Here is a 26,590-nt window from a genome sequence, read left to right as displayed (position 1 = left end):
AATAATTTGCGCGGCTACCTTAGCCGCGCTTTTTTTATCCCTGAAACTCTTCCTGAAAATAGTCATCTAAAAAGGCTTCAAAGCTCAACGAGTCGGCCGCTTCTATGTCTTTTTGCGCTTGTACCGACTGCTCGGCCTGTTGCTGTAAATAGGCCTTATCAAAGCTATGGTATTGCCATTGCTGATGCTGCTCCAGATAGTCTTTTGCCAGCGTCAGTGCATACACGCCATTGTCTTCATTATTGGCCAATAACTGGCTCATATAACGTCCTGACGTGGTTTTTTCTGGCGCCTCAACCCAGCTCGCAAGCTCATTAACCGTCTCGCGGTAATAATTCACCCCATAGGCCTTATCCATATAATCGGCGACCTGCGCTAGCTCGGCGAAAATATCCGCCGCCCAATGCGTTAATAACACTTCTTGGTCACCACGCTTTAGAACGAGCTCTGGATCACGGCCCTGATTAACCACAAGATCAAGGTTTTCCTGAGTACGGGTTTGCTCATCCCAACTCATCTGAGGCGACGCCTTTAATAAGCAATAGGTCAAAAAGACATCGAGGAAATGAATTTGTTGCAGGTCGATACCGGTATCGGCAAAAGGATTGACATCCAAAGCGCGGATCTCGATATACTCAATGCCGCCACGCAACAAGGCCTGAGTTGGCTTTTCACCTGAACGAGCATTACGTTTAGGACGAATAGGCGAGTAAAACTCGTTCTCTATTTGCAGAATATTCTTGTTAAGCTGCTGCGGCTGGGCCGCATGATAATCATTCAGGTCCTGATATAAGTCAGAAGGCAGACTGATCGCTTTTTTCAAACCGTCTACGTATTCCTCAAGCGAGTTATACATGACCCGTAAACTGGATTGAGCACTGTTGGTATAGCCCAGATCGCCCAAACGCAGCGCCGTGCCATGCTCAAGATACAAGGAACCCTTGCCGAGCGATTTAAAGGGCAAGTCTGTTTTACGCCCTTCCAAGAAGGAACTGCACAGAGCCGGTGACGCGCCGAATAAATAACTGATCAGCCACAGCTCGCGCTTAAAATTGCGAATCAGTCCCAGATAACCGTCGGAGATAAAAGACTGCAAGTCGCCAGTGTCACCGCTTTGTTTTTGCAGGCTACGCCATAAGCTCTGTGGAAATGAAATATTGAAGTGCACACCGGCAATGGCCTGCATCATGCTGCCATAGCGGTTTTTTAGGCCTTCACGATACAGGGTTTTCATCCGCCCTATGTTGGAGCTGCCAAACTGCGCCAGGGGAATTTCATCCTGATCCTGAATATAACAGGGCATACTCACGGGCCACAGCAGTTCACCATCGAGTTGCTCGAGCGTAAACTTTTGCAGATCCCTTAGCTGCGCCAGGGTTTCTTCGGGGTCATCACTCACCGGGGTAATAAATTCTAATAAGGCTTCGGAGAAATCGGTGGTGATCATTGAGTTGGTCAGTGCGCAGCCAATGGCGATCGGATGCGGGCGCGTCGACAAACCGCCCTGCTTATTCGTACGCAACGCCTCGCGCTCAATACCACGTTGTATTCCTACTATCGCCGCCAATTCCGATGGCGCCGACAAAGCGCTAAGTCGCTGCTGTAATTGTGTACAAGTCAAAAAATCCTACCTCTAGAGCGTCGGCTCAATTGTGTTGTTATGGGGGGCATCGCTCATTACTCAAGACCAGGGCAGTAAAATTACTTTCTCTTTGCTGCTATTTTGTTCTATTTGTTGATGCGCCATCCCGGCAGCACTTAATGGCATACACCTGTGTGCCAATGTTAACCGGCCCTGACAATACCAAGAGTAAAGGCGTTGCAATTGCGCGGCATTTTTCACTACCAACACGCCCATGCCTTTTACACCCTGTACCTTTGCCGCGGCAATAATCTGCGCCTGTGACAGGGTCGGAACCGTCACTATCACACTGTGTGCGCTCAGCCCTTGCAGGCAACGCATACCCACTTCCATGCCCACCACATCAAGGAGGTAACGTTTGGCCGGCGCAGTAACGAAATCATCATAGCTGATTTGCTCAAAACGCTCCGCCAATCCATCGGGTAACGGACTGCGGGTAATGGCCACAACGCGGTAGCCCATATTGGCGGCAATTTGCAATGCCAATGACCCCACGGTGCCATTGGCGCCGTTGATATACAAAGGCTGGCTTTTCGGACACTCGAGCTTATTGATGGCTTGAAATGCAGTCAGACCCGCAAGGCATAGACCGGCCAACAGGGGATCTGCATTCGCCTTATCAACTTTGATCAACTCATTGCGACGCGCCTTGGCATACTGCGCGTAGGTGCCAGGATGCGTTGCAAAGCCCACCATGCCCATCACTAGGTCGCCATTGCTTAAACCAGAGACCTTGTCTCCACAGTCAACCACCTCGCCGTAAAGGTCATAACCCAATACCAAGGGTAAGTTGTGTTTGTTTTGCTCTGCAGCAAAACCAATACCGGCACGGGTTTTTACATCAATGGGATTAATGGCGGCACTAAGCACTTTTACCAATACTTCATCCTCGGCAATTGTAGGGTATGCCACCGAGATGGGTTTAAGTGCTCCGGGCTCACCAAAGGCCTGGATAGCCATGGCTTGATAGTCGCGCGTCATAAGCAACTCTGTTTGTTCGATTTCTTATTACATATATTGACATTACCGCAGCACAGAGACAATAAAAAAGGCGGCCAAAAACAGGCCGCCTTGTTATGTCTTATAAGATTGTACTTATTTACTGGTAAAGCTAAAACCGTTTTCATCCGCATCAATGCAGATGACATTGCCCGTTGTCAACTCACCGGCGAGTAATTTCTGCGCCAGCGGGTTTTCAATGGCCTGCTGAATGGCACGCTTGAGTGGGCGAGCACCATACACAGGATCAAAGCCACTTTCAGCCAGTTTTGCCAGCGCCTCATTGGTTACCTCAAGAATGTATCCCTTCTCGGTGAGACGCTCGTACAGTTTTGCCAACTGAATATCGGCAATCTGCTTGATATGTTCACTTGCCAACGGATGAAAGACCACGGTTTCATCAATACGGTTGATGAACTCGGGGCGGAACTGCTGAGCGAGTACCATCATCACCTTCTCTTTCATGGCCGCGTAGTCGTTTTTACTCGCTTCCTCTTGGATCACATCCGAACCCAGGTTTGAGGTCATAATGATCACCGTGTTCTTAAAGTCCACGGTACGCCCCTGGCCGTCTGTTAAGCGACCGTCATCAAGCACCTGGAGCAAAATATTGAATACATCCGGGTGTGCTTTTTCCACCTCGTCGAGCAAGATCACCGAGTACGGACGACGACGCACAGCCTCGGTCAGGTAACCGCCTTCCTCGTAGCCAACATAGCCTGGAGGCGCCCCGACCAAACGGGCGACGGAATGTTTTTCCATAAACTCGGACATGTCGATGCGCACCATGGCATCTTCGGTGTCGAACATAAGCTGAGCTAAGGCCTTGGTTAGCTCCGTTTTACCTACCCCGGTTGGCCCTAAGAATAAGAAGGAACCAATGGGACGATTGGGGTCGGCTAATCCGGCACGAGAGCGACGAATGGCATTGGCCACCGCGGTTACCGCCTCATCCTGACCTATCACCCGCTGGTGAAGCTCTGCTTCCATTTGTAAGAGTTTCTCGCGCTCACCTTGAAGCATTTTCGCAACGGGGATACCTGTCCAACGCGATAAGATTTCGGCAATTTCATCCTCGCCAACCTTGTTACGCAACAGACTCATGTCTTGCATCTCGGCTTGAGATGCAAGATCCAGCTTACGCTCAAGCTCAGGGATACGACCATATTGCAGCTCCGACATACGTTGCAGATCGCCTGCTCGACGAGCCACTTCCAGATCCAAACGGGCCTGCTCAAGTTCCGCCTTGATCACTTGGGTGCCCTGCAGCGAGGCTTTTTCTGCGTTCCACACCTCGTCTAGCTCGGCATATTCGCCTTCCAGCTCTTTGATCAGCTCCTGCATTTCTTCGCGGCGCTTTTGTGAGGCTTCGTCCTTTTCCTTCGCCAACGCGTTGTCTTCCAGCTTCAGCTGAATAATACGACGCTCGAGGCGATCCAGCTGCTCTGGTTTTGAGTCTATTTGCAAACGAATCGATGAACCGGCTTCGTCAATCAGGTCAATGGCTTTATCCGGTAACTGGCGGTCACTAATATAACGATGCGATAAGTTTGCCGCGGCGACGATCGCCGGATCGGTAATTTCCACCGAGTGGTGCAACTCATAACGCTCTTTTAGGCCGCGTAAAATGGCAATCGTGTCTTCAACGCTGGGCTCATCCACGAGAACCTTTTGGAAGCGACGCTCAAGGGCGGCGTCCTTTTCAATGTATTGACGGTACTCATCCAGGGTGGTGGCACCGACACAGTGTAACTCACCGCGGGCCAACGCCGGCTTCAGCATATTACCCGCATCCATGGCGCCATCGGTTTTACCGGCGCCGACCATGGTATGGATTTCATCGATAAAGAGGATCACCTGCCCCTCTTCCTTGGCCAATTCGTTGAGTACCGACTTTAAACGCTCTTCAAATTCACCGCGATACTTAGCGCCGGCCACCAAGGCCCCCATGTCCAACGACAACACCCGCTTATTTTTAAGGCCCTCGGGCACCTCGCCATTAATAATGCGCTGCGCCAAGCCCTCAACGATTGCGGTTTTACCGACTCCGGGCTCACCAATAAGCACAGGATTATTTTTGGTGCGGCGTTGCAACACCTGCACGGTGCGGCGAATTTCTTCATCGCGACCGATCACAGGATCTAGCTTGCCTTGCTCGGCACGCTCGGTGAGATCTATGGTGAATTTTTCCAGGGCCTGACGGGTTTCTTCGGCATTGGGGTCATCCACTTTTTGCCCGCCGCGCAGGGCCTCGATGGCGGTTTCGACCTTGCTGCTGCTGATGTTCAGCGCCTTAAAGATATCGCCCAGCGGGCCCTTGTCGTCACAAGCGGCAAGAACAAAAATTTCGCTGGAAATATATTTATCCTTACGCTTTTGCGCGTATTTGTCGCACAGGTTAAGCAAGGTGACCATGTTGTTCGACAACTGCACATCGCCGCCAACACCTTCGACCTTAAATATTTTTTCAATCGCCTGTGAAAGCTTGGTATTGAGTTCATCGGCACTGACGCCGGCTTGGGCAAACAAGGCCCGCACGCTCGAGCCGCTTTGCTGCAGCAGCGCATACATGAGGTGAACGGGTTCAATAAATTGGTGGTCGCGCCCTAATGCCAAAGATTGGGCATCGGAAAGCGCTTGTTGGAATTTACTCGTAAATTTGTCTAAACGCATGTATCTGTTTCCACTAAATAGTTTGATTACCTATTTAATGGGTGCAGGATGGGAAATGTTCAAGTTGGGAATAGAAATAATTGGTTATTATTTGCGCCAGATCACACTTGCCATGCGCCCGGTTTGCCCATCGCGACGATAGGAGAAGTATTGCTCGGCCAATGAATAAGTGCATTGCTGCGCATCGGCAATAGAGGTCACACCAAGGCCTTGCAGCTTTTGTGTTGCCAGCAAGGATAAATCGGCGAGAAATTTTTCGCCATGAGCCTTAAAGGCAGCTTCGTGGGCACCATCAAGAGCCAGGAATTGCGCTCTGACCTCGGCACCGACCTCAAAGGCCTTTGGCCCAATTGCCGGCCCAAGCCACGCGGATATCTTAGCGGCAGGTGAATGGAATAAGGGAATAGCCTTTTCAATAATTCCCCCTTGCAAAGAGCGCCAACCACAGTGTAAGGCGGCAATTTCTTCACCATCATCACTGGCAAGTAATACGGGCAGGCAGTCTGCGGTCATGATCGCAAGTGGTGTGTGAGCGCAGCGGGTAAACAAACCGTCAGCCTCAATATGAGCGGTGTCGCTATTATCGACCAGGGTATGAATATGGATGCCGTGAACCTGCTGCACAAAATGCGCAGGAGCAGGTAAGTGGGCATTCAGTAAGGCACGATTTTGAGCCACGTGGGAGGTGTCGTCACCGACATGTTCACCCAAGTTAAAGCCTTGATACTGGCCAAGACTAACACCGCCTTGACGAGTGCTTTGCAATGCACCCACTTGCGCGGGTGCATTCGTGACCGTTGGCGCAGCAGCAGGCCAGTTTGGTTCGAACAGGCTGGATTTAATAGTCTTCGTGACCATTTAGCTGAGTGTCCAGACGCAAGGCTTCGGTCAGTGCAACCATGTCCTCGGGCACAGGTGCCTGCCAGCGCATTTGCTCACCGGTGATCGGGTGCGCCAATTGCAGCTTAATCGCATGTAGGGCCTGGCGCTTAAAGCCACGTAATACGCTAATGAACTCTTCACTGGCATTTTTCGGTGGACGCGGACGGCCGCCATAGAAGGGGTCGCCTACCAGTGGATGGCTAATGTGCGCCATGTGCACGCGAATTTGGTGCGTACGTCCCGACTCCAGACGCAGACGCAAACGCGTATGGGCACGGAACTTTTCGGCGACACGGTAATGGGTCACCGCCGGCTTACCAAACTCGGTAACCGCCATATGGGTACGCTTGGTGGCATGACGGCCAATGGGTGCATCCACCATGCCGCCTGCGGTCATGGTGCCATAACAAATGGCCTCATACTCACGGGTAAAGTTATCACGTTTTTGCAGCGCGGCCACTAGGTGCGTTTGCGCCGGTACGGTTTTAGCAACCACCATGAGACCCGTGGTGTCTTTATCCAGTCGGTGCACGATGCCGGCACGCGGCACGTTTTCAATTTCTGGACAATGGTGCAGCAAGGCATTAAGCACTGTACCATCTGGGTTACCGGCACCGGGATGAACAACCAGGCCGGCTGGCTTATTGATCACCAAAATATCATCGTCTTCATAAACGATGTTCAATTCGATGTCTTGTGCTTCATATTCACGTGGTGCTTCTAGCTGAGCTTCGATGCTAACCTGTTCTCCCCCCAACAATTTTTCTCGCGGGGTGTTTACCACCAGGCCATTCACATGCACCATGTCATCGAGAATCCAAGTTTTAATGCGCGAGCGAGAATAATCCGGGAACAATTGCGCTAAAATTTGGTCTAGACGTTTACCGCCCAGCTCTACGGGAACCTCTGCACTGAGGGAAATTTGTTCTGCCATAAGCAAGTTTTACCTAATTTACCAGTGCAAGCTCTGCTTGACTGGGTTAGAATCGCATAATTCGCATAGTTTACTCGGTTTTACCTACTTGGCCTAGCCAAAGACAACGAAGGTACCTAATTAATGATAAATAAAATAAGTAAACGGGCATTAGCTGTCATATTTACGGCCACCTTACTTAGCGCATGTTCATCGGCACCGGAAAAAGAAGAAATAGAACGCGTGCCAAATAAATCGGCGCAGGCACTCTATGAAGATGCACGCCAAACGCTTGATTCGGGCCTTTACGCCCGCGCCATCGAATTACTATCGGCCATTGATGCTCGTTATCCTTTTGGCCCCTTCTCCAAACAAGTACAAATGGACCTGGTCTATGCCCATTATCAAACAGGCAATACCGAACAGGCCCTGGCCACCATCGATCGATTCATTCGCTTAAACCCGAACCATAAAGACCTGGACTACATGTATTACATGCGAGGCTTGGTGAATATTAAGGCCGATGAGAATGCCTTCCAGGAATACTTTGGTGTAGACAGAGCAGACCGTGATGCCCAGCGCACCCGCGTCGCCTTTACCGACTTCTCGACCTTGATCAATAACTACCCAGAGAGTAAATATGCTCCCGAGGCAAAACGTCGCCTAGTATGGCTACTCAATAAAATGGCTCGCAATGAGTTAAAGGTAGCGAATTATTACTATGAGCGTGAGGCTTATTTGGCGGCCGCCAACCGCGGTAAATATGTGGTAGAGCATTTCTCGCAAAGCAGCTACTTGATCCCGGCTCTGGAAATGATGGTGAAGAGCTATGAAAAGCTAGGCCTTGATGACATGGCGGCGCACACCAGACAGACTCTGGAATTAAACAAGGATAAACGTTAAGCAGTAAATCAGCTTAACGACGATAATAAAAAATCCGATGCTCAACACATCGGATTTTTTTATAACTTAAATAGCAATTTTATTAATGTAATTGATATTAGATGGCTTGCTCGTCTTCTTCTTGTGTACGAATACGAACCACGCGCTCAACATCAGTCACGAAAATCTTACCGTCACCAATTTTGCCCGTTTGTGCTGTACTAACTATGACTTCAATGGCGCGATCGACATCCTCATCGGCAAGGACAATATCCAGCTTCACCTTGGGCAAAAAGTCGACCATATACTCGGCGCCGCGATAAAGCTCGGTGTGACCCTTTTGACGGCCAAAACCTTTTACTTCGCATACCGTCATACCCGTGATCCCCACTTCCGACAGGGCTTCTCGTACGTCGTCCAATTTAAATGGCTTGATGATAGCTTCTACTTTTTTCATATTTTCGTTCTTGCACTGGCAGATGGGCCGATTTTAGTCAATTGTTGACGACGACGCAAACATCAAAGGGGGTGACTAATGCGTTAATAGTGTTAAAATTAATATAATTACACCAACAGGACGATGTAATGAAAAATCATCACCTTGCTAAGCAACGCGGTTTTACCCTTATCGAGCTTATGGTCACGATCGCCATTGGCGCCATCTTATTAGGCATCGCTTTATTCAGCACCACACAAATGACGAATAAAGAAAAAGCAAATAATTTTGCCATGGAATTTAAACGTCAGGTCAAATTTGCCCGCGCTAAAGCGATGACGACCGGAGACCCAGTTGTAATGTGCGCCATGGCTACCCCAGGCTCTGATGGCGCTTGTGCAGCAGACTGGATGACGGGCACCATCATCATGTTTTCCGATATCAACAATAATGGTACGTTTGAGAACAGTGCAGATATCCTACTGCGTTCGGTGTCTTCTCTTGTTTCTAATAGCAAGATAAAAAGCACCGCTACAAATATGAAGCTAACTTTTGACCAACGCGGTCAGGTAGGTGCAGGAGAAACCGGCTCCTTTATCTACTGCCCATCGGCCGACAATAAATACAATATCCAACTTGAAGTGATGTCTTCCGGCACTATTCGCAACCGAGGTAAAACCACAAGTACTTGCGATTCCTAAGAAGGCAACTAATCTTACAGTTAAAGGACTAGATATGGGCTTCAAGGATGAAAGCACATTCTCTTATTTATACGCACCATGCCACCTTAGGTATGACGCTGATAGAATTGATGGTGACACTGACCGTTGCATCTATTCTTATAAGCATCACGCTATTTAGCTTTGCCGATATACAACTCACTAATCGACGCACCAGCTATATACAAACCTTACATCGTCAAGTGATGTCAGCTCGTGCCTACGCCATCTACCATAATCAGTTTGTCAGGATCTGCCCCAGCATAACGCAGCGATGCACAGACTCCTGGCAAAATGACATAATGATTTTTGTTGATGAAAATAATGACCGCCAGCGCAATGCTAACGAACAGCTCCTCAGTATTATCGCTTCCCCAAGTGCAGGTGATAGCATTAGCTATCCGCGAACCAGTTTAAGTTTTAAACCCACAGGAATGCTATTGGGCTTTAATAACGGCAGCTTTGTCTATTGCTCAACAGACTCTAAATTAAATCAACCGGCATTGCGTATTACCGTGAGTCAAATCGGTCGAATCCGCTTACGTGAGGATAGCGATAAATGTAATTAGGGTCGCATCAAGGGTGAGGTTTGGGCTCAGCCCGACTCAGGTGTATGTTTGTAAGTTCACCTCGAACAATAGGTATATTTTAAACGCCTGCTGCATCACTAAGTTCACGCGGGCTTGCTTATACGGCGGAGGGCTTCTATCTCAATGCCGGCTCAATTGGTACTTAAACGAAGCGATAGAGCACAAACCAAGCACATAAAATCCCCCAACTACTTTGTATAAAATAAAAATGCCAGCTAAGCTGGCATTTTTATAGCGTTAAACCAATTTGATTGAGACTAACGCAGTTTCAGCTTATCCAGTTTACGTGCATTAGCATCTGAGAACTCCTCGCTACGCATAACACACTGCTGAACTTCGGCTACCCGTTGCAACTCCTTGCCGGGGTATTTATGGCCTTCGGCAATCGCAGCATGAGCGGCTTTCGCCTTACTCTTTTGCTTTATCTCAACATCAATAACGGCAAAGGTGTTATTTTCCAGTAAGGCATAACACTTATAGCCATTAAGTACCGTAATCGCATATAGGTTAGATGACATAAGCACCGAGGCGCCTACTAACATCAATATAGAAAATGTTTTCATAGCTTACCTCTTCCAACAAGTATCGGTATTGGCGCTCGGGGTTGCTCCTTTAACGCCAACCTCGTTAATAGTGAATGTAGTACACTTGGTGTCTTTTAGTGCCACCCCTCCATTTGGAGTAGCGGTAATTACAAAACTTTGCCCATCTACGGTAGCTGAAATCGCATATAAGCCCGACTCCGTAGGAGTAGCCACACCCAAGTTATTCATGCTTGTTGTATATTGACGGTTATCTGCAAAGTACTGTTCTTGCTTACTGGCCGCATCAAGCACGGCACTCATGGCTTCAGAGCGCGCACTACTGATAACAAAGTCCTGATAATTAGGATAGGCAATAGCCGCTAAAATCCCGACGATGGCCACTGCAATCATCAGCTCAATTAAGGTAAATCCGTTACATCTTTTCATTAGTTGCTATCCTCAAGGCGATAAATATAGTTCTGCGTCGTTCTAAAGCCTGGTAACGCGGTCTTGGTAGGATCATTTTCATCAATAGCGATAAGTTCAAGCAGACCTCCTTCACCTCCATTTTCACCACCGTACTCCTCACCTGTTCCGGTACCACAGTTTAGACAATAAAACTGATCTTCCACCACCCAGGTAGGTGAAGGTGGTATTTTATTACCAAGGTCAAAGGTCAACGAGCTATAAACGGTGGAGCCATAATGCAGGTTAAATGCATAAAGATGACCTTTCCCTCCTTCTAGGACGCATTTCTCTAAGTCATTCAGTTCACTGGGTGTAAATGATGTAAAATAAGCAACCCCAAATAATACTGAGGGCTTAGCCAATGACTTTGTCGTGTTCGGTAGGTTATACATCCAGCCCTGATAGCTACTCAAGGATATTTCTTCTTGCTCAAACTCATCCGTTCCAGCTTCAACACTATCAAAAGGCAAATCTGAAATATCTTTCAAGTTCGCTGGTGTTAAAGGCAAGGGCGCAGGGTTTAAATCACCAAATGATTGTGTGCGCGTATTTTTATCTCGCAGCATAAACAGGTAATTGTTCTCAACTTTTTCCAAGGGGTGAGAACGATTTCCACTACCAACCAAGACTGCTTCAACTGGCGATTCTACCCTAGAAACGGTTGTTGATTCCTGCCCACCAATTGTCACAGTCTCTTCGGTAACGCTAGTGAAGTAGGTTCGAGCAACTGCAGGGCCGTAATAAAAACGACGCTGTTCAGACTCGATTAGAGGGTTACTCAATTGAGCAAACTTAAACACCGACCAGGTACTTTTATCTGCACTCGGTAAGTCAAAACGCCAAACATTACCGCCGGTATCGCTGGCATACATACGATCGGTAAAGCCATCATAATTACTATCAAGCATGGCCACATCACCCACAATGCCATGAAGGCCTTTAAAGTAAATACCATCGCTGATTAGGTTTAAAGGCTCATTGGTAAATTTACCAACCAAACTGCCGTCACGGGCTTTAACAAGGTAAATACCGCGACCAACGCTGTCCTCATCGAAACTCGTATCTTTATTAGTATCATAACCGGCGCCAAAGACTAAAATTGGTTCGGGTCTATTATTGGCGTCAACAAAACCTTTGAGATAAGTAACTATAGGTTTGGACCAGGTTTGTCCAAGCTGAGACATTCCTGGGGTGGTAGGATCCAACTTCCACATTAATCTAGGAGCATTACTGTTAGAAAGATCTAGAGCATAGTATGAATATCCGCCTCGGCGCATACCTATAAATGCCCATACTGTGTCAGTACTTTCGTCTACGATGCCATTATTGTTGGCATCGATAAAGTGCACTGTTGCTGTACTATCCATCCCATAAACTTTGTCACCGCCGCGGTTATTGCGCAGCACTGGCAAGATATTGAACAGCTCGTTCGGGATGAAACTCCATTGTTCTGTTAAGGTATTATTTCTATCCGAAAACAAATGCACAAAGCCCGCATTTGTACCCATAATAACCTTAATTTCACCGTCAGGATAGCTCAAAGCCACAGGACGTGAATGCAAGGGGTCGCCCATAATATCTAGCCGAGTGTCGGATGTCAGTCCATCATTATCATCATCATCGACATCGAATCCCCTCGCCCAAGCGACTAATTCGGCCACACTTCCTTCCGGTACGCCGATTGCAAACGCAGCTTCCCCTTCGCTGCCATAAAAGCTATTGACCTTACTCGGAGTAAAATCATCAAGTACTCCGTTGGCACCAATATCGGAATACACTTTTCGGTTAATTAAATCTTGCTGTGATAGAACATAGTTAGCGCCACCGGCACGAACATCGGGACCATCCGGCGCTGCGCTCCAGAAAGTCGTTACAATATCGTTACCCGATTTAATATTGCCAAGAGCATCTAGTGCTGGTACACCATTTTTATCCACCACTTTACCATCGGACACTTTTAACTTTTTCAAGTTACCTGCCCAACGAGCACCCTCTGTTGGTAAAAACATCGCATAATAAACAGAGTCTGACGTTCTCGTACGGTCAAAGTTATTACTTGCTACCGCAGGGGCGGTAAATGAGGTTGACGTTTCCAAAATACCGCTCAAGGTTTCCGTAATGGCTTCCGCAAGTGAGTCTCCATTTTCAGCAAAGTAGTATCTGCCGCCGCCCTCTTCGGCGGCTTTTTGAAGAATCGCCTCGGGTGCGCCATTACCAAAACCCACTGTGTATAAAGTAGCGGTTTGGTTACCAGTAATACTCTTATTGATATCCTGCTTATTCATGAAATGGGCTAGCGCTGGCAAGTAGCTTTCAGCCAGCACCACTGGCCCTCCATCCTCGCCCGTCACATAATTCCCTTCCTCATCTAGCAGATATTCGCGCCCTTTTAAGTCTTCAACATTTGGCACAGTCGAAGGGGTTTGGCCATCTATCTGATCGACAACGTAATTTTGGAACAGCGCTTTTACCGAGTCATCCGCCGCACCATCTAGTGTGGGTGCACCATCGGTAATATAGATAATACTGATGTCTTGTCCGCAACCACCACGATCATCAAAAGGACTAACGTAAGTAACTCCCTCACCGTTTAAAGTTGTAGACATATCAAATGGTGGGTTATTTCCCTGATACCCTATCCCAGCGCAGGCGCCGGAATCACTGCTACAGGTGGTGTCATCATCGGCAAAATCCACTGCGTTCCCGGCAAAGTAATTGTATGCCTCGAATAAGGTTTCACATAAAGGTGTATTTGTTTCCCCAGAAATAGCCGAAACAATATCAACAATCCCTTCATCCTGGCCAAAGCCGGAAACAATACGACCACCATCACGTTTGTTTTCAGGATAGTTGAGGTTATAAAGCATAAGCGCAAAGTCCGCATCGGGCGTTGCACCTAGAGTCGTTTGGATTGTCTCTTTTGCTACTTCAATTTTATCTTGTGTGGTTTGGTTATTCTCTTTGTCTATATACCAACGAATATAATTGGGAGAATAGAGGGTAACGACACTGGCTTGTTCAAAAACAGCTTCCATCTCGTCTCGAGAATATGTGGCTATGGGGTCGGCTCCCGAATAACCCAAAAAGTCACTATGATCAGGGTTTCTTTTATTAGTAGGGAAACCTATTAACTCATCGTCATCCGCTGAGGTTAATAGGTCGCCCCCACCCACGGATACTTTTAAGTGAGGATCAAAAAGTACCTCGCTTGACGTTTGAGAGATAAAGGTATTATCACCATCGTCATTACGAAAATCAGCCAAACAATCAACGGCGTTTTGCATATTACCGCCATTGTCATTTTTTAGGTTTATCCATTCACCAGAGTTATTCTTGCCAGAAAACTCGAGCATCTTGCCGGTAAAATAACCAAACTCTTCTAAAGCTTCTTTGGCCGCATCACAGCCATTAAGCAACATGTTAAAACGCTTCGCATCGGAGCGATTTTCTAACTCGCTTAGCGCTATATCATCGATAGGCACACCCACGGAGTAAAAGACGTAGTCATCTTTAAAGCCGCTATCGGCGCCCTCACTACCGTAAACTACGTCCTTATTATAACCCTCTGCAGCAATAACGCCTTCGTTCATACTTCCTGAATTATCTATGATAAACAGCACCTTTGCCTTAATACCTACCGCAGTTGGGTCTCCAACGTATACCTCGATATCCTCAGCATGGATTGCTGCTGGCACAGACAATGCGCACAACAAAGCTAATTTATTTAGAACTTTCATTTCGTTCACCTATTAATTTATTTCAAGCATGCTATAGAGATTCTTGCTCTATGCCAGCAATCACACTAACTAAATGGCGATTACCTTTACCGTAACTGTTAGTAGTAAAGAGCCTTAAATCACGGCTACATTTTATATCTGAGGCAGTATCATTTGCCGATCGTCTGGGAGAGCAGTTTGTAGCAAGTAACTCCCCTGGCGCTTTAACTAATTCAAAGGTCGATTGTGCCCCAGCTGCTGTTAGCGCCACAGTTTCATCCTCAGTGCCGAGGTTAGGCGTGGTAAAGTGGGTAGCGCCATTTAGTTTTATTTCGTCATAAATGGCACGTGATGTGTCGGCGTAGGCACGAGTGAGCGCTTCATCGTAATCCTGTGCAGCGTTGATCACCTTCATGTCCACGGTGCTGTTGCTCATCAAGGTGACTGCAATACCGCTAACTACCAGTACCATCACTAAAGCTGCGATAAGCACTACACCGCGCTGATGCGATAGATTTAAATTGCGATTAACCATTGGTCACCCCCCGAATTGTTTACCTTAAAGGTAGAGACAAACACCATACGGCGATAATTATCAGTAAACGTCAGAGAGCGCTGCGTCCCTGCCGCATCACCACCCAATACATAAGTTTTATTGGTCAATTGAATATTGGCATCTTCTTCCGCTGCACGCACTAGTACGGAAACTTGAACTGTTTTAATCTTAGTGGTGCCGGACTGCTCCCAATCGGCTGGGGTCATTTGCGTTGCATCTCGATAAACATCGACATCACCGTTACCATTTTGATCGAGACCGTATAGAAAACGAATATTCTCTACACCCTCAAGTACAGACTCAGAGACAATACCTGTACTAACGGTTAAACGTTTACGCATTAATACCGGAACGCTAATGTTTTTGTCCCCGCGAGTATAATTTTGCTCGCTTACGTAATAGACAGAGTGATTATATGGCCAAACATTAGTACCTGTAAGGTCAACCGCAGTACTTCCACCTGTTACAAAACGTGCGCTACCCAGGGTTGTTTCCACATAAAATTGATTACCATCTGTACCACTGCCGCTTACATCAGTACCAGAAGCTCGTTTAATTTGAATAACGTCACTGCCTCCCACTGCATCATCAATACAAGTCAGAGCATTCGTTGAATTTTCAGGCACTACACTTCCATAAAGTACACGGAAGTTTGTCCCTACTCCGGGGTTTGGAAAACTGCCGTTATTAGGCCCTTCGGTACAATCTGTTGCTGGAGCCGTCACGGCACCAACTTCACTGAAAGCAATTGAATCTGCTTTAGCGCGACCAAAAAAGCCCGCCATGGTGATTTCTTTTCCCAAAATATCTAAAGCAATACGCCCCGTCTCTTGCAGCTCACCCATTTCTACTGTATCCGAGGTGGTCACCTTCATGCTCAAATAGGTAAACATAACCCCGCCAATTAAAAACAAACCAACGACCATGGCGATCATTAGCTCTAATAGGGTGTAACCGGCTATTCGATTAAACCTCTTGTGCTTTATATCCATTGTCGCTCCCTACACAAATAGAAATGAATTAAGTGCTAAAACACGGCGGCGGTCATCATTGGTACCGCAATCCGCTTTAACCGCCCCGGCACCTGCATTGCTGGTCAACTCTTGACGCGAATCCCAAGAAATAGTCACTTTAATAGTTCGGTTATCAGCCCCACCATTGGTGGTATCAATACAAATCATGGCGCCAGACAACGAACCCGTGTTATCTGGCTGCGAACCGGTTGCATCAACTCCACGAATCGACTTACGCCAATGTTCCTTATCAAACAGAGCAACTTCAGCTGCACTACAGCCGTTGTTTATACAGCTCTTATAGCTGCTTGCTTCCGGTGGCGTATCACTACTGGCAATATTGCCGTTATAGTTGCCCGCCAGCGCCCCTTCGGTATTGGCTTTCATACGCTCAATCACATCGTTGGCAACGCCCAGCGCTGCCGCACGCTGCATGGCGTCATAGGTAGCCTGCTTTGCCTTTGCCTGTAAGGCGATGGCACCGAGGAGACCAAAGACTAAAACAATAAACGCGATAAGCGTTTCGAGGAGGGTAAAACCTTGTTGATGACGCATAATGATCCATGGAGTTGCAGTAATTCTTAACAGTTTAGTAACTCAAGCACCAGGCTCAACGTCAGAAGGAATAAACGGTATATTTAGAGGAATAAGCGGTCGAGCTAAGTAAAGGGTTCAGGTAGTACCAAAAAAACTAAGATTTTTTTCCTTAAAAAACAGCGTTAAGCTGAACTCACATAAGTGACGTGTGAAGGAAGTTAAATCGCTTCCTGCAAACTTGAGTAGCGGGTAGCAATCCAGGAGCGAAAAACATGGTTAATGATAAGTTAGTCGGCTAACGCTTCTTTTACCCGCGAGACTTCGCGACGACTGACACTCAATAACTCGGGGCTAGATTTTAACCGTACCTGATATTGCTTGTCCTGCTGCACCACGGATTGAAGCTGCGCCTTGTTTACCAAGGTATTGCGGTGAATACGCAAAAACACCCTCGGGTACTGTTGCTCCAACTCTTTGAGGCTGGTATCGAGTAACACCTGCGTATCACTACAGAAGGCTTGGGTGTACTTACCATCGCTACAACAATAAAGAATATCAGCCAGGTTTAATTTTTTGGTCTGATTTCCTACCTTATAGCTAATGCTCTGCTGTTGCTGCCCTTTTACCTGTGCCTTATTTAGCTGACTCAGTTTATTCACTACTGTATCGAGCTCTTGGCGCTCCAAGGGTTTTAAAAGGTACGCAGCGGGCATCACCTTAAAGGCATCGAGGGCGTGCTGGGGGTGAGCGGTGACAAAAACGATGGCCGGAGGAATCGCTTGCTCGTTAATTTCTTGTGCCGCGGTGAGGCCATTTTTCCCTGGCATTTCAACATCAATAAAGATCACATCAGGCTGTAACTGGGCGGCTAACTCAACAGCCTCATGGCCATTATCGGCATAACCAATCACATCAATATGCTGGTGATCGGCCAAAAGACGATTTAGACGTTTTTGCGCCATGGGTTCATCATCGACGATCAAAACTTGCACTGTATTGACTCCATTTTAGGCACCACCAACTTAACGCGGTAACTGTTCGCCAGTCGGCGCGCGCGCATGCTGGCCTGACCCGCATATATGATACTAAGGCGCTTTTGAATATTATCCAGAGCTATACCGTTGTGCGCCCGAGTCGTTGGGGTCGACTGTGCACTCAGGCTATTGCTAACAATAACAGTAGCACTTTGCTTACCAATATGTACCTCAACATCGATCACTCCGCCTTTATCACTGCTCTCAATACCATGGACGACGGCGTTCTCCAACAAGGGCTGCAGCGTTAAACAAGGCAAAACCAGCTCAGGCATGTTCGCCGGGAGGTGCCAGTTGACTTTAAGACGCTCGCCAAAGCGCCACTGCTCAAGGGCAATATAGCGCTTAGCTAAGGCCAGCTCCTGCGCCAGGGTGCTTTGTTGTCCCACCTGCATCGCGGCGCGAGATAAAGATGCCAGCGCCAATGCCGACTCCTCAGCGGCGTCGCTATCTTCATGGGCCAACTCAGCTAAGGTATTGAGGCTATTGAACAAAAAGTGTGGGCGAATACGGGCTTGTAACGCATCTAGTTGGGCTCGCGCATAGGCCGAATGCGCCTTGGCATGCTCGTTATAGATGGCCATAAACTGCACAAACAAAGCCGCGACCAGCAGACTGATGGCACTGCTTTTAAACACAAACCAATGAGAAAGCCCAGCATCGAGCAGTTCGAGATAGCTGATATACAAGGTGATAGCCAGGGTGCTAAGCACCAACACGGCAACCACCGCAAGCGCTTGCACCGAATTGTTTAGGTCGGGCTTAACTCGGCTCAGAATATAAAGCGCGGCAATGCTAATAGAGGTAATAAATTGAATAAGCAGGCTGCTCTGGCCAAGTACCAACCAGAAATTATCCGGTTGGTACTCGCTGAAACTAATGATCAGGGCCAGTACCTGTGCCACGATCAAAGCGCTAAGAATACCGCGCGTTTGACACAAGGTGGTCAGTAAAGAATAGGAATTAGCTTGGGCTGATAACGACTGACTCATTAATCACCCCAAATGCTTATCTAAGCTCTGCAGGAACGGCAAAGACGATATCTTCTTCGCGCCCTGGGTTTTCCACCACCTGTTCGCCGCCAAGTGATTTAAGGTGATTGACCACCTCTTTTACCAACACCTCGGGCGCCGATGCGCCAGCGGTCACGCCCACACTATCAACATTTTGTAACCAGTTGGCATCAATGGAGCTGGCATCATCAATTAAATAGGCTGCAGTGCCCATCTTGCTAGCCAGTTCACGCAGGCGGTTAGAGTTGGAGCTGTTCTTCGCTCCGACAACCAAGAGCACATCAACCTTGTCGGCCAAATCACGCACCGCATCCTGACGGTTTTGGGTGGCATAACAAATGTCGTCCTTGCGTGGACCATCGATGTCGGGGAAACGCTCACGCAATGCATCAATCACATCGGCGGTATCGTCAACAGACAAGGTAGTTTGGCTGCAATAAAACAACTTGCTGGCATCTTTAACCTGAAGCTTAGCCACGTCCTCTGGGGTTTCAACCAGATAGATACCGCCTTCAGGGTTGTCATATTGACCCATGGTCCCTTCCACCTCGGGGTGACCCTGGTGACCAATCAAAATACATTCGGTGCCACGGCGTGAAGCACGAGTCACTTCCATATGCACCTTGGTTACCAAGGGACAGGTGGCATCGAATACCTTCAAATCACGACGTTTAGCTTCCTGGCGCACCGCTTGCGATACCCCATGGGCACTGAAAATCACAATACTGTCATCGGGTACCTGATGGAGCTCTTCAACGAATACGGCGCCTCGGTCTTTCAGGCCATTAACCACGTATTTATTGTGAACCACCTCGTGACGCACATAAATGGGGGCCTCGAAAATATCCAAGGCACGCTCTACTATGCTGATCGCTCGATCGACCCCGGCACAAAATCCGCGCGGGTTGGCTAACATGATTTTCATCCGTTGCTGACCTCCAAGATCTCCACCTCAAACGTAAGCTTTTGACCCGCTAAAGGATGGTTGAAATCAATGGTTACCGACTCGCCCAGCACTTCTCGTACTACACCCGGCAGTTCGGTGCCATCGGGCTGGGTAAAGGCAATGATCGCCCCCACCTGGGCCGGCGCTTCGGCACTAAACTTGCTGCGGTCAACGTGATAGATGTTGTCCGGGTTAGGATGACCAAAGGCGTCCTCTGGCTCTAGCTCAAAGCTTTTTTCCTCACCGGCGCGCAGGCCAAGTAAACACTTCTCAAAGTTTTCCGTCAGGCTGCCATCACCCATTACCAGTTTAGCAGGCTTGTTGTGGACCTTGGTAGAATCGGCGGCAGAGCCGTCCGATAACTTAATCGAAAAGTGAAACAGTACTTCAGAATTAGCACCGATAATCGCTTCACTCATTGACCGACTCCTTTTTACTGCTTGATTTAAAGGCATCAATTAACAATAGCGCGGCACCAATACAGATGGCGCAATCGGCAATATTAAACTTAGGATAATGCCAGTTCTGGTAGTATACATGAATAAAATCAATCACATAGCCATATACCATGCGATCATAAAGATTCCCCAAGGCACCGGCCAGCACTAGAGCATAGGCACAGCCAAGTAATTTATTCGATGCGGGTAGGCGTTTAAGCCACCAGACAAGCAGCACCGAAATAGCCACCGCAATGGCGCTTAAGAACCAGCGCTGCCAGCCACCGGCCTCGCTCAAAAAGCTAAATGCGGCTCCCGGATTATGCACATAAGTAATATTGAAAACAGGCAAAATATCAATGCTCTGCCCTACAGTCATGGTATTAATCACTAGGGTTTTGGTGGCCCAATCGACCACCAAAAGCACCACCGTGAGTACCAACCAAATTAGTCCATTTCGCTTAGCTGACACAGTCACTCCTACAACTTAGATTAAGCAAACTGACGCGTTTCGCCATCACCATCAACATTGGTAACACAGCGACCGCACAGCTCAGGGTGTGCTTCAACGCTGCCTACGTCATCACAATAGTGCCAACAACGCTCACATTTTTGTGCATTAGTGGCGGCCACGAATACGGCTAAGCCAGTCAATTCAGACTCTTCAATGTCAGCTGGCTTATCGCCATGGGCAAGCACGGATACTTTAGAAGTCAGCAGCACAAAGCGCAGCTCGTCAGACAAGGCATCCAGTGTCGCTTTAAGCTCGTCATTGGCGTACAGAGTCACCTCTGCTTGCAAGGTAGCACCGATAATGTCTTCCTTACGGGCGCTTTCCAGGACACGGTTTACCGCATCACGGACATTCAACACGGTTTGCCATTGTTCATTAGAGAACTGACCTTCAACCGAAGTTAAACCTTCATACCAGGTACCCGTGAATACAAACTCGCTGCGCTCACCCGGCAGCACCTGCCAGATCTCTTGAGCGGTAAAGCTTAGAATCGGCGCCATCCAACGTGTCATCGCCTCGGCAATATGGTACAGAGCGCTCTGACATGAACGACGAGCGTGCGAGTCAGCCTTGGCCGTGTACTGACGGTCTTTAATTACGTCCAGGTAGAAAGAGCCCAGCTCGCCGGTACAGAAGTTCATTAGCTTCTGTGTAACCACAAGTAGCTGATACTCGTCATAGGCATTAACGATTTCTTCTTGCAGCTGCGCCGCACGAGAAACGATCCAACGGTCAAGCTCAACCATGTCAGCCACATCAACCAAGTCGGTGCTTGGGTTAAAGCCATTTAGGTTAGCCAATAGATAACGGCTGGTATTACGAATACGACGGTAACGATCCGCGGCACGTTTGAAAATTTCATCCGACACCGTCATCTCTGCAGTAAAGTCGGTCGACGCCACCCATAGACGCAGAATGTCGGCGCCCATCTTATTCATCACGTCTTGCGGTGAAATTACGTTACCTAAAGACTTAGACATCTTGCGGCCGTTTTCATCCACGGTAAAACCATGAGTCATAACCTGGCGGTATGGCGCGCGGCCATGAATGGCAACACTGGTCATCAGCGATGACATAAACCAACCACGGTGCTGATCCGACCCTTCCAGGTATAGATCCGCCGGAGAGCTCAGCTCGTCGCGGGCGTCCAGTACACAGGCGTGTGTTACACCCGAGTCAAACCATACGTCCAAAGTATCTTGTACTTTTACATAACGCTCGGCATCCGCACCTAATAGGGTTTCCGGCTCAAGGTCATACCATGCCTGAATGCCGCCTTCCTCTACCAGTTGCGCCGCTTTTTCGATCAGTTCGCTGCTGTTCGGGTGTAAATCACCCGTGTCTTTATCCACAAACAGGGCAATCGGCACACCCCAGGTACGCTGACGCGAGATACACCAGTCCGGGCGGCCTTCAACCATGTTTTCGATACGGCTTTCACCCCAGCTTGGCAACCACTCTGTCTTCTTGATTTCAGCCAGTGAATCCTGGCGCAAGCCCGCTTTATCCATGGCGATAAACCACTGTGGCGTAGCACGGAAGATGATAGGCGTTTTGTGGCGCCAACAATGTGGGTAGCTGTGCTGAAGCGCATGGTGATGCAATAAGGCACCTTTTTCTTGCAGCAGCTCAATCACATTCGGGTTGGCTTTAAATACGTGCTGACCGGCGAAAATAGGTGTATCCGGAAGATACACACCGTTAGCGCCAACCGGGTTGGCAACTTCTAGACCATAGGCAAGACCTGCCGCATAGTCTTCTTGACCATGACCCGGCGCGGTGTGCACGATACCTGTACCCGAGTCCGTGGTAACGTGGTCGCCCAGAATCACCGGCACATTGAATTCTAAGAATGGGTGCGCAGCTTGCAGGTTTTCAAGGGCAGAACCTTTGGCATAACCAAGCGTGTGGAAATGCTTAAAGCCAAAGCGGTCCATACAATCTTTAACCAATTCAGAGCCAAGCACTAGACGCTGTTGTTGACCTTCGTCTTCTACTTGAACCAAGGCATATTCAAGATTAGCGTGCACCGCTACGGCACGGTTTGCCGGCAGGGTCCAAGGTGTTGTGGTCCAAATCGCGGTGGCGATGCTGCCTGTGCCCTTGTGCTCTGCGCTCAAGGCGAATGCCGCTTCAACGGCCTGTTCGTCAGCGAACACAAATTTCACATCGATGGCTGGCGACTGCTTGTCCTGGTATTCAACCTCGGCTTCGGCCAGTGCCGAACCACAGTCCGTACACCAGTGAACCGGCTTAGCACCCTTATGCAGGTGGCCCTTGTCGATAATACGACCTAAGGTACGGATGGCATTGGCTTCAAAATCGAAGTTCATGGTCAGATAAGGATTGTCCCACTCACCGAATACGCCCAGGCGTTTAAAGTCGGCTTTTTGGCCTTCCACCTGCTTGGCTGCGTAGTCGCGACATTTTTGTCTAAATTCTGCGGCCGTTACCTTGTGACCCGGCTTGCCTACCTTTTTCTCTACCATCAACTCGATTGGCAGACCGTGGCAGTCCCAGCCCGGAACATAAGGCGCATCGAAATCCGACAGGGTTTTCGATTTGATAATCACGTCTTTTAGGATTTTGTTTACTGAGTGACCTAGGTGAATGTTGCCATTGGCATAAGGAGGTCCATCATGCAAGATGAAAGACTTCTTACCTTTTTTTGCGGCGCGAATTTGTCCGTACAAGTCTTGCTCGTACCATTGCTTTAACATTTGCGGTTCGCGTTGGGCCAGGTTGCCACGCATTGGAAACTCGGTTTCCGGTAAGTTTAAGGTGTGTTTATAGTCGCTCATTAATCCTACTTTCCGTATCGGCTACAGACTGCCGCTGCGCTCAGCGGTGGTCGCTAAAGTAAAAAACTGCTTTGCCGCGATGGCGTCGTGCTTAATTTGCTGCACCAGCTCATCGAAGCCATTAAATTTTTGTTCGTCGCGAAGCTTATGTTTGAGCTTCACTTCTATAAATTGTCCATATATCGACTGGTCAAAGTCGAACAAGTGTACTTCCAACAAGGCCCGGGTACCATTAAATGTAGGCTTATTACCCACATTCGCTACCCCGTTATAGGTGCGCCCGGCTATCACTGCCTGCACCGCAAATACGCCATTAAGAGGGCATACCTGTCGTTTGAGTGCCACATTAGCCGTTGGGAAACCCAATTCACGGCCTTTTTTCCAGCCATGGATAACCCGGCCACTGATGGCGTAGTCATGACCCAACATGGTTTTCGCCAGTTGCAAATCCCCCGCCTTCAAGGCGGTGCGAATGGCGGTGCTGCTCACTCTGGCATTGGCTTTCTTAAAGCTTTCCGTGCTTTTTACTGCCATGCAGGCGCCCTTGCCTATCTCTTGCAACAAAGAAAAATCACCTTCTCTGCCACGACCGAAACGAAAATCATCACCCACGGTCAAGGCTTTTACACCCAGCTTATCGATCAACACCTGCTGCACAAAGTCGGCGGCGGCCAAATTGGCAAATTTGCGGTTAAAGCTGACGCAAATCACCCGCTCAACCCCAAGCTTGGCAAGTAAGGCAAGCTTATCGCGTAATCGCGTTAGCCGTGCCGGAGCCTGCTCTTTGCTAAAAAACTCCTGTGGCTGCGGCTCAAAGATCATCACGGTGCTAGGCAGGTTGAGCGCCTTGGCGTCCCCTAATAACCCCTTGATCACCTCGACGTGGCCCAAGTGCACTCCATCAAAGTTACCTATGGTGAGTACACAGCCATGATGTTGGTCGCGTATGTTGTGGATTCCGCGTATAAGCTCCATCGCTCAAATGCCTTGTCTTTGCGCACTACTGCTGACGAAAGTGCCCGATTATAATCTTTTTTTTAATGTGATTCAGTAGTTGCCACATTTTTTATCGTTCTTGGCCGTACACCGAAAATAAAAAGCATGCCAAAGTAGGTGCTTGCGGCCGCTCCGATCAAGCCTGCCAGCAACATAATCTGCTCGAGCAGCGGCCAGTGTTGCCAGTCAAACTGGGCTTGCACCAGGTAAACCAAAATACCCATCACTGCGCTAGCAAATACGCACTTGAGGCTAAAAGCCAGGCTAAAGCGGGAAAAGTGATACACCCCATCCTTGGCCAACTGACGATAAAGCAACAAGGCATTGCAGGTAGCCGACAGCGCCGTGGCCAGGGCTAATCCCAAGTAGCCAAGAAAGGGGGCCAGCATAAGGTTGAACACCATGTTCAAAGCCATGGCAATAATACCGATACGTACCGGAGTGCGGGTATCTTGACGGGCATAAAAGCCTGGCGCCAATACCTTGATCAGCATAAAGCTCACCAAGCCCACCGCGTAGGCGGCAACCCCTAAGGCCACCGCTTTTACGTGGTCTTCACCGGCACTGGCAAAGGCGCCGTGGTCGAACAGCACGGTAATGATCAACGGGCTGATCAGCATCAAGCCAACCATGGCCGGCAGCCCGAGGAAAATTACAAAGCGTACGCCCCAGTCCAACGTGACCTGGAAGTCCGAACCTTTATCGCCGGCATGTAATTTCGACAGGGTCGGCAAGATCACAGTGGCAATACCGATACCAAATAGCCCCAGCGGGAATTCGATTAAGCGATCGGCGTAATAAAGCCAGGCAATGGAGCCGGTAACTAAAAAGGAGGCGATCACCGTATCCAAAAAGAGGTTGATTTGCGACACCGACACCCCGAACAGCGCAGGGATCATCAGGGTGCGTACCTTTTTTACCCCTTCGTCATGCCAGCCCCAGCGTGGCCTAACTAACATCTTGGCGCGGTACAAGAAGGGAATTTGAAATGCCAGTTGCACCACACCGCCCACAAACACACCGATGGCCAGCGCATAGGCTCCTACCTCAAAGTGTTGGTGCAGGAAAATAGCACAGCCGATAATGGCAATATTAAGCAGCACGGGAGTAAATGCGGCCACCGCAAAGCGGTTATAGACATTCAGGATTGCGCCGCTGAGGGCCACCAAGGAGACAAAGAATAAGTAGGGAAAGGTCCACTTCAACAAGCTCGAAGCCAAGAGGAATTTATCCCCTTCGGGGCCACCTTGGTACCAGTCTACAAACCAGCCGGCACCGAACAGCGCAGCAATAATGGGCGAACCGATAACCCCAAGTAAGGTGACAATAATTAATATAGTGCCCAAGGTGCCTGCGGCGCGGGCAACAAAGAGCCGTACTGCGTCATCGCCTTGTTGCTCTTTAATCTCGCTCAGCACCGGCACAAAGGCCTGCGCAAACGCGCCTTCGGCAAACAAACGACGTAAAAAATTGGGAATACGATTGGCGAATAAAAACACGTCGGCACTGGCATTGGCGCCCAATAAATTGGCCACCACCGCATCGCGCACTAATCCTAACACCCGCGAAATCATTGTCATGGCACTGACAATCATACCGGAACGAAACAAGCTGTTAGCCACACATCCTCTCTTGGGCCGACATTAATTGCGGCATTATGCCAATAAAAGCCGAACGAATACAGCGCTGGTCGCCGCTCATTTGCTTTGCTATAATCCGCCGCGGTCACAGGCCATTAACTGCAATAACAAACCAAATTTTATTGGGTATAGGGTGCGCTAACCCGCTATCGCACCTTATATATGTGTCTCCCGGTAGGCATTGGCGATTCGTTACTCCTGCAGTTGGCTGTGCCACGTGAGTAAATTTGATTGACAAATTTAAAAAAAACGGGCATAGTCCACGGCCTTTAAATATAAGCTTTATTTAAGATTGTTAGGAGCAAACCTTGGCTAACATCAAGTCTGCAAAGAAACGCGCTGTAACCAGCGAAAAACGCCGTCAGCACAACGCAAGCCGTCGTTCAATGATGCGTACATACACTAAAAAAGTAATTGCTGCCATCCAAGCTGGTGACAAAGAAGCTGCACAAGCGGCTTTCGCAGTAGCTACACCTATTTTAGACCGCTACGCAACTAAGGGTCTAATCCACAAAAACAAGGCAGCTCGCCATAAGAGCCGTCTTGCTGCTAAGATCAAAGCGCTATAATTTAGCTCTTAATCTAGCAAAAAAACCGGCCTAGGCCGGTTTTTTTATGTCTGCAATACGTGAAAGCAAATGACGGAGCCTCTGCTCCTC

24 protein-coding genes are annotated in these 26,590 nt (G+C 48.6%); 4 read left to right on the top strand and 20 right to left on the bottom strand.

The window, feature by feature from the left end; translation table 11 throughout:
• Positions 1–34 precede the first annotated feature (34 nt).
• The 5 genes from gshA to rluD form a co-directional block, all read right to left on the bottom strand.
• A complete protein-coding gene (gshA, locus tag KD147_RS00580; protein ID WP_212546546.1) occupies positions 35–1,621 on the bottom strand; it encodes a glutamate--cysteine ligase in 1,587 nt (528 codons plus the stop codon).
• 60 nt (positions 1,622–1,681) lie between these two features.
• Positions 1,682–2,623 carry an alcohol dehydrogenase catalytic domain-containing protein gene (locus tag KD147_RS00575; protein WP_105255281.1) on the bottom strand — a complete coding sequence of 314 codons (942 nt, stop codon included), beginning with the start codon at positions 2,621–2,623 and terminating at the stop codon, positions 1,682–1,684.
• A gap of 114 nt (positions 2,624–2,737) precedes the next feature.
• Positions 2,738–5,314 (bottom strand): ATP-dependent chaperone ClpB, encoded by a 2,577-nt coding sequence (clpB, locus tag KD147_RS00570; RefSeq protein ID WP_105255280.1) that lies wholly within the window; start codon positions 5,312–5,314, stop codon positions 2,738–2,740.
• Positions 5,315–5,401: 87 nt separating this feature from the next.
• A complete protein-coding gene (gene pgeF, locus KD147_RS00565) occupies positions 5,402–6,172 on the bottom strand; it encodes a peptidoglycan editing factor PgeF (RefSeq protein ID WP_212546545.1) in 771 nt (256 codons plus the stop codon).
• Positions 6,153–7,130, bottom strand: coding sequence for a 23S rRNA pseudouridine(1911/1915/1917) synthase RluD (rluD, locus tag KD147_RS00560; protein ID WP_105255278.1), 978 nt, complete (start codon positions 7,128–7,130; stop codon positions 6,153–6,155). Before rluD ends, pgeF begins: the two co-directional genes overlap by 20 nt.
• A 123-nt stretch (positions 7,131–7,253) precedes the next feature.
• Here rluD and KD147_RS00555 point away from each other — a divergent pair, with 123 nt between their 5' ends.
• Positions 7,254–8,012 carry an outer membrane protein assembly factor BamD gene (locus KD147_RS00555; protein WP_105255277.1) on the top strand — a complete coding sequence of 253 codons (759 nt, stop codon included), beginning with the start codon at positions 7,254–7,256 and terminating at the stop codon, positions 8,010–8,012.
• Between the two features lie 97 nt (positions 8,013–8,109).
• On the opposite strand, the gene glnB is transcribed toward KD147_RS00555, so the two are convergent.
• Complete coding sequence (glnB, locus tag KD147_RS00550) at positions 8,110–8,448, bottom strand: nitrogen regulatory protein P-II (protein ID WP_105190133.1); 339 nt, start codon at positions 8,446–8,448, stop codon at positions 8,110–8,112.
• 128 nt (positions 8,449–8,576) lie between these two features.
• On the opposite strand from glnB, the gene KD147_RS00545 reads away from it, so the two are divergent.
• Together KD147_RS00545 and KD147_RS00540 are read left to right on the top strand one after the other, a co-directional pair.
• A complete protein-coding gene (locus KD147_RS00545) occupies positions 8,577–9,128 on the top strand; it encodes a GspH/FimT family pseudopilin (protein ID WP_212547027.1) in 552 nt (183 codons plus the stop codon).
• Between the two features lie 47 nt (positions 9,129–9,175).
• The gene (locus KD147_RS00540; protein WP_212547026.1) at positions 9,176–9,715 is read left to right on the top strand and encodes a GspH/FimT family pseudopilin; all 540 of its coding nucleotides are present in this window, start codon (positions 9,176–9,178) and stop codon (positions 9,713–9,715) included.
• A 278-nt stretch (positions 9,716–9,993) separates the two neighbouring features.
• On the opposite strand, the gene KD147_RS00535 is transcribed toward KD147_RS00540, so the two are convergent.
• From KD147_RS00535 to murJ, 14 genes are all read right to left on the bottom strand, one after another.
• Positions 9,994–10,299: a hypothetical protein gene (locus KD147_RS00535; RefSeq protein WP_212546544.1), complete on the bottom strand. Its 306-nt coding sequence runs from the start codon at positions 10,297–10,299 to the stop codon at positions 9,994–9,996.
• Between the two features lie 3 nt (positions 10,300–10,302).
• Entirely contained in the window at positions 10,303–10,707 is a 405-nt protein-coding gene (locus KD147_RS00530; RefSeq protein WP_212546543.1) for a type IV pilin protein, read from the bottom strand.
• Positions 10,707–14,465, bottom strand: a complete 3,759-nt coding sequence (locus KD147_RS00525) for a pilus assembly protein (RefSeq protein ID WP_212546542.1) — start codon at positions 14,463–14,465, stop codon at positions 10,707–10,709. The genes KD147_RS00530 and KD147_RS00525 overlap by 1 nt, the downstream gene beginning before the upstream one ends.
• A gap of 31 nt (positions 14,466–14,496) precedes the next feature.
• Entirely contained in the window at positions 14,497–14,979 is a 483-nt protein-coding gene (locus tag KD147_RS00520) for a pilus assembly PilX family protein (RefSeq protein ID WP_212546541.1), read from the bottom strand.
• A complete protein-coding gene (locus tag KD147_RS00515; RefSeq protein ID WP_212546540.1) occupies positions 14,961–15,992 on the bottom strand; it encodes a PilW family protein in 1,032 nt (343 codons plus the stop codon). Before KD147_RS00515 ends, KD147_RS00520 begins: the two co-directional genes overlap by 19 nt.
• A 9-nt stretch (positions 15,993–16,001) precedes the next feature.
• The gene (gene pilV / locus KD147_RS00510) at positions 16,002–16,568 is read right to left on the bottom strand and encodes a type IV pilus modification protein PilV (RefSeq protein WP_105213062.1); all 567 of its coding nucleotides are present in this window, start codon (positions 16,566–16,568) and stop codon (positions 16,002–16,004) included.
• A gap of 269 nt (positions 16,569–16,837) precedes the next feature.
• Positions 16,838–17,542 carry a LytR/AlgR family response regulator transcription factor gene (locus tag KD147_RS00505; protein WP_212546539.1) on the bottom strand — a complete coding sequence of 235 codons (705 nt, stop codon included), beginning with the start codon at positions 17,540–17,542 and terminating at the stop codon, positions 16,838–16,840.
• A complete protein-coding gene (locus KD147_RS16755; protein ID WP_249318860.1) occupies positions 17,530–18,576 on the bottom strand; it encodes a sensor histidine kinase in 1,047 nt (348 codons plus the stop codon). Before KD147_RS16755 ends, KD147_RS00505 begins: the two co-directional genes overlap by 13 nt.
• Before the next feature lie 16 nt (positions 18,577–18,592).
• Complete coding sequence (gene ispH, locus KD147_RS00495) at positions 18,593–19,522, bottom strand: 4-hydroxy-3-methylbut-2-enyl diphosphate reductase (protein ID WP_105255268.1); 930 nt, start codon at positions 19,520–19,522, stop codon at positions 18,593–18,595.
• A complete protein-coding gene (fkpB, locus tag KD147_RS00490) occupies positions 19,519–19,962 on the bottom strand; it encodes an FKBP-type peptidyl-prolyl cis-trans isomerase (RefSeq protein WP_212546538.1) in 444 nt (147 codons plus the stop codon). The genes ispH and fkpB overlap by 4 nt, the downstream gene beginning before the upstream one ends.
• A complete protein-coding gene (gene lspA / locus KD147_RS00485; RefSeq protein WP_105255266.1) occupies positions 19,955–20,458 on the bottom strand; it encodes a signal peptidase II in 504 nt (167 codons plus the stop codon). Before lspA ends, fkpB begins: the two co-directional genes overlap by 8 nt.
• A 14-nt stretch (positions 20,459–20,472) precedes the next feature.
• Positions 20,473–23,295, bottom strand: coding sequence for an isoleucine--tRNA ligase (gene ileS / locus KD147_RS00480; protein ID WP_212546537.1), 2,823 nt, complete (start codon positions 23,293–23,295; stop codon positions 20,473–20,475).
• A gap of 21 nt (positions 23,296–23,316) precedes the next feature.
• Entirely contained in the window at positions 23,317–24,270 is a 954-nt protein-coding gene (gene ribF, locus KD147_RS00475; protein ID WP_212546536.1) for a bifunctional riboflavin kinase/FAD synthetase, read from the bottom strand.
• Between the two features lie 62 nt (positions 24,271–24,332).
• Complete coding sequence (murJ, locus tag KD147_RS00470) at positions 24,333–25,913, bottom strand: murein biosynthesis integral membrane protein MurJ (protein WP_212546535.1); 1,581 nt, start codon at positions 25,911–25,913, stop codon at positions 24,333–24,335.
• Positions 25,914–26,239: 326 nt separating this feature from the next.
• On the opposite strand from murJ, the gene rpsT reads away from it, so the two are divergent.
• Positions 26,240–26,500: a 30S ribosomal protein S20 gene (gene rpsT, locus KD147_RS00465; protein ID WP_105190149.1), complete on the top strand. Its 261-nt coding sequence runs from the start codon at positions 26,240–26,242 to the stop codon at positions 26,498–26,500.
• The last annotated feature ends 90 nt before the right edge of the window (positions 26,501–26,590 follow it).

The organism is Pseudoalteromonas sp. BDTF-M6, from assembly GCF_018334135.1.
Lineage (GTDB): Bacteria > Pseudomonadota > Gammaproteobacteria > Enterobacterales > Alteromonadaceae > Pseudoalteromonas.
The sequence above is the reverse complement of the archived record's forward strand: the minus strand, read 5'-3'. Positions and strand labels throughout refer to the sequence as shown.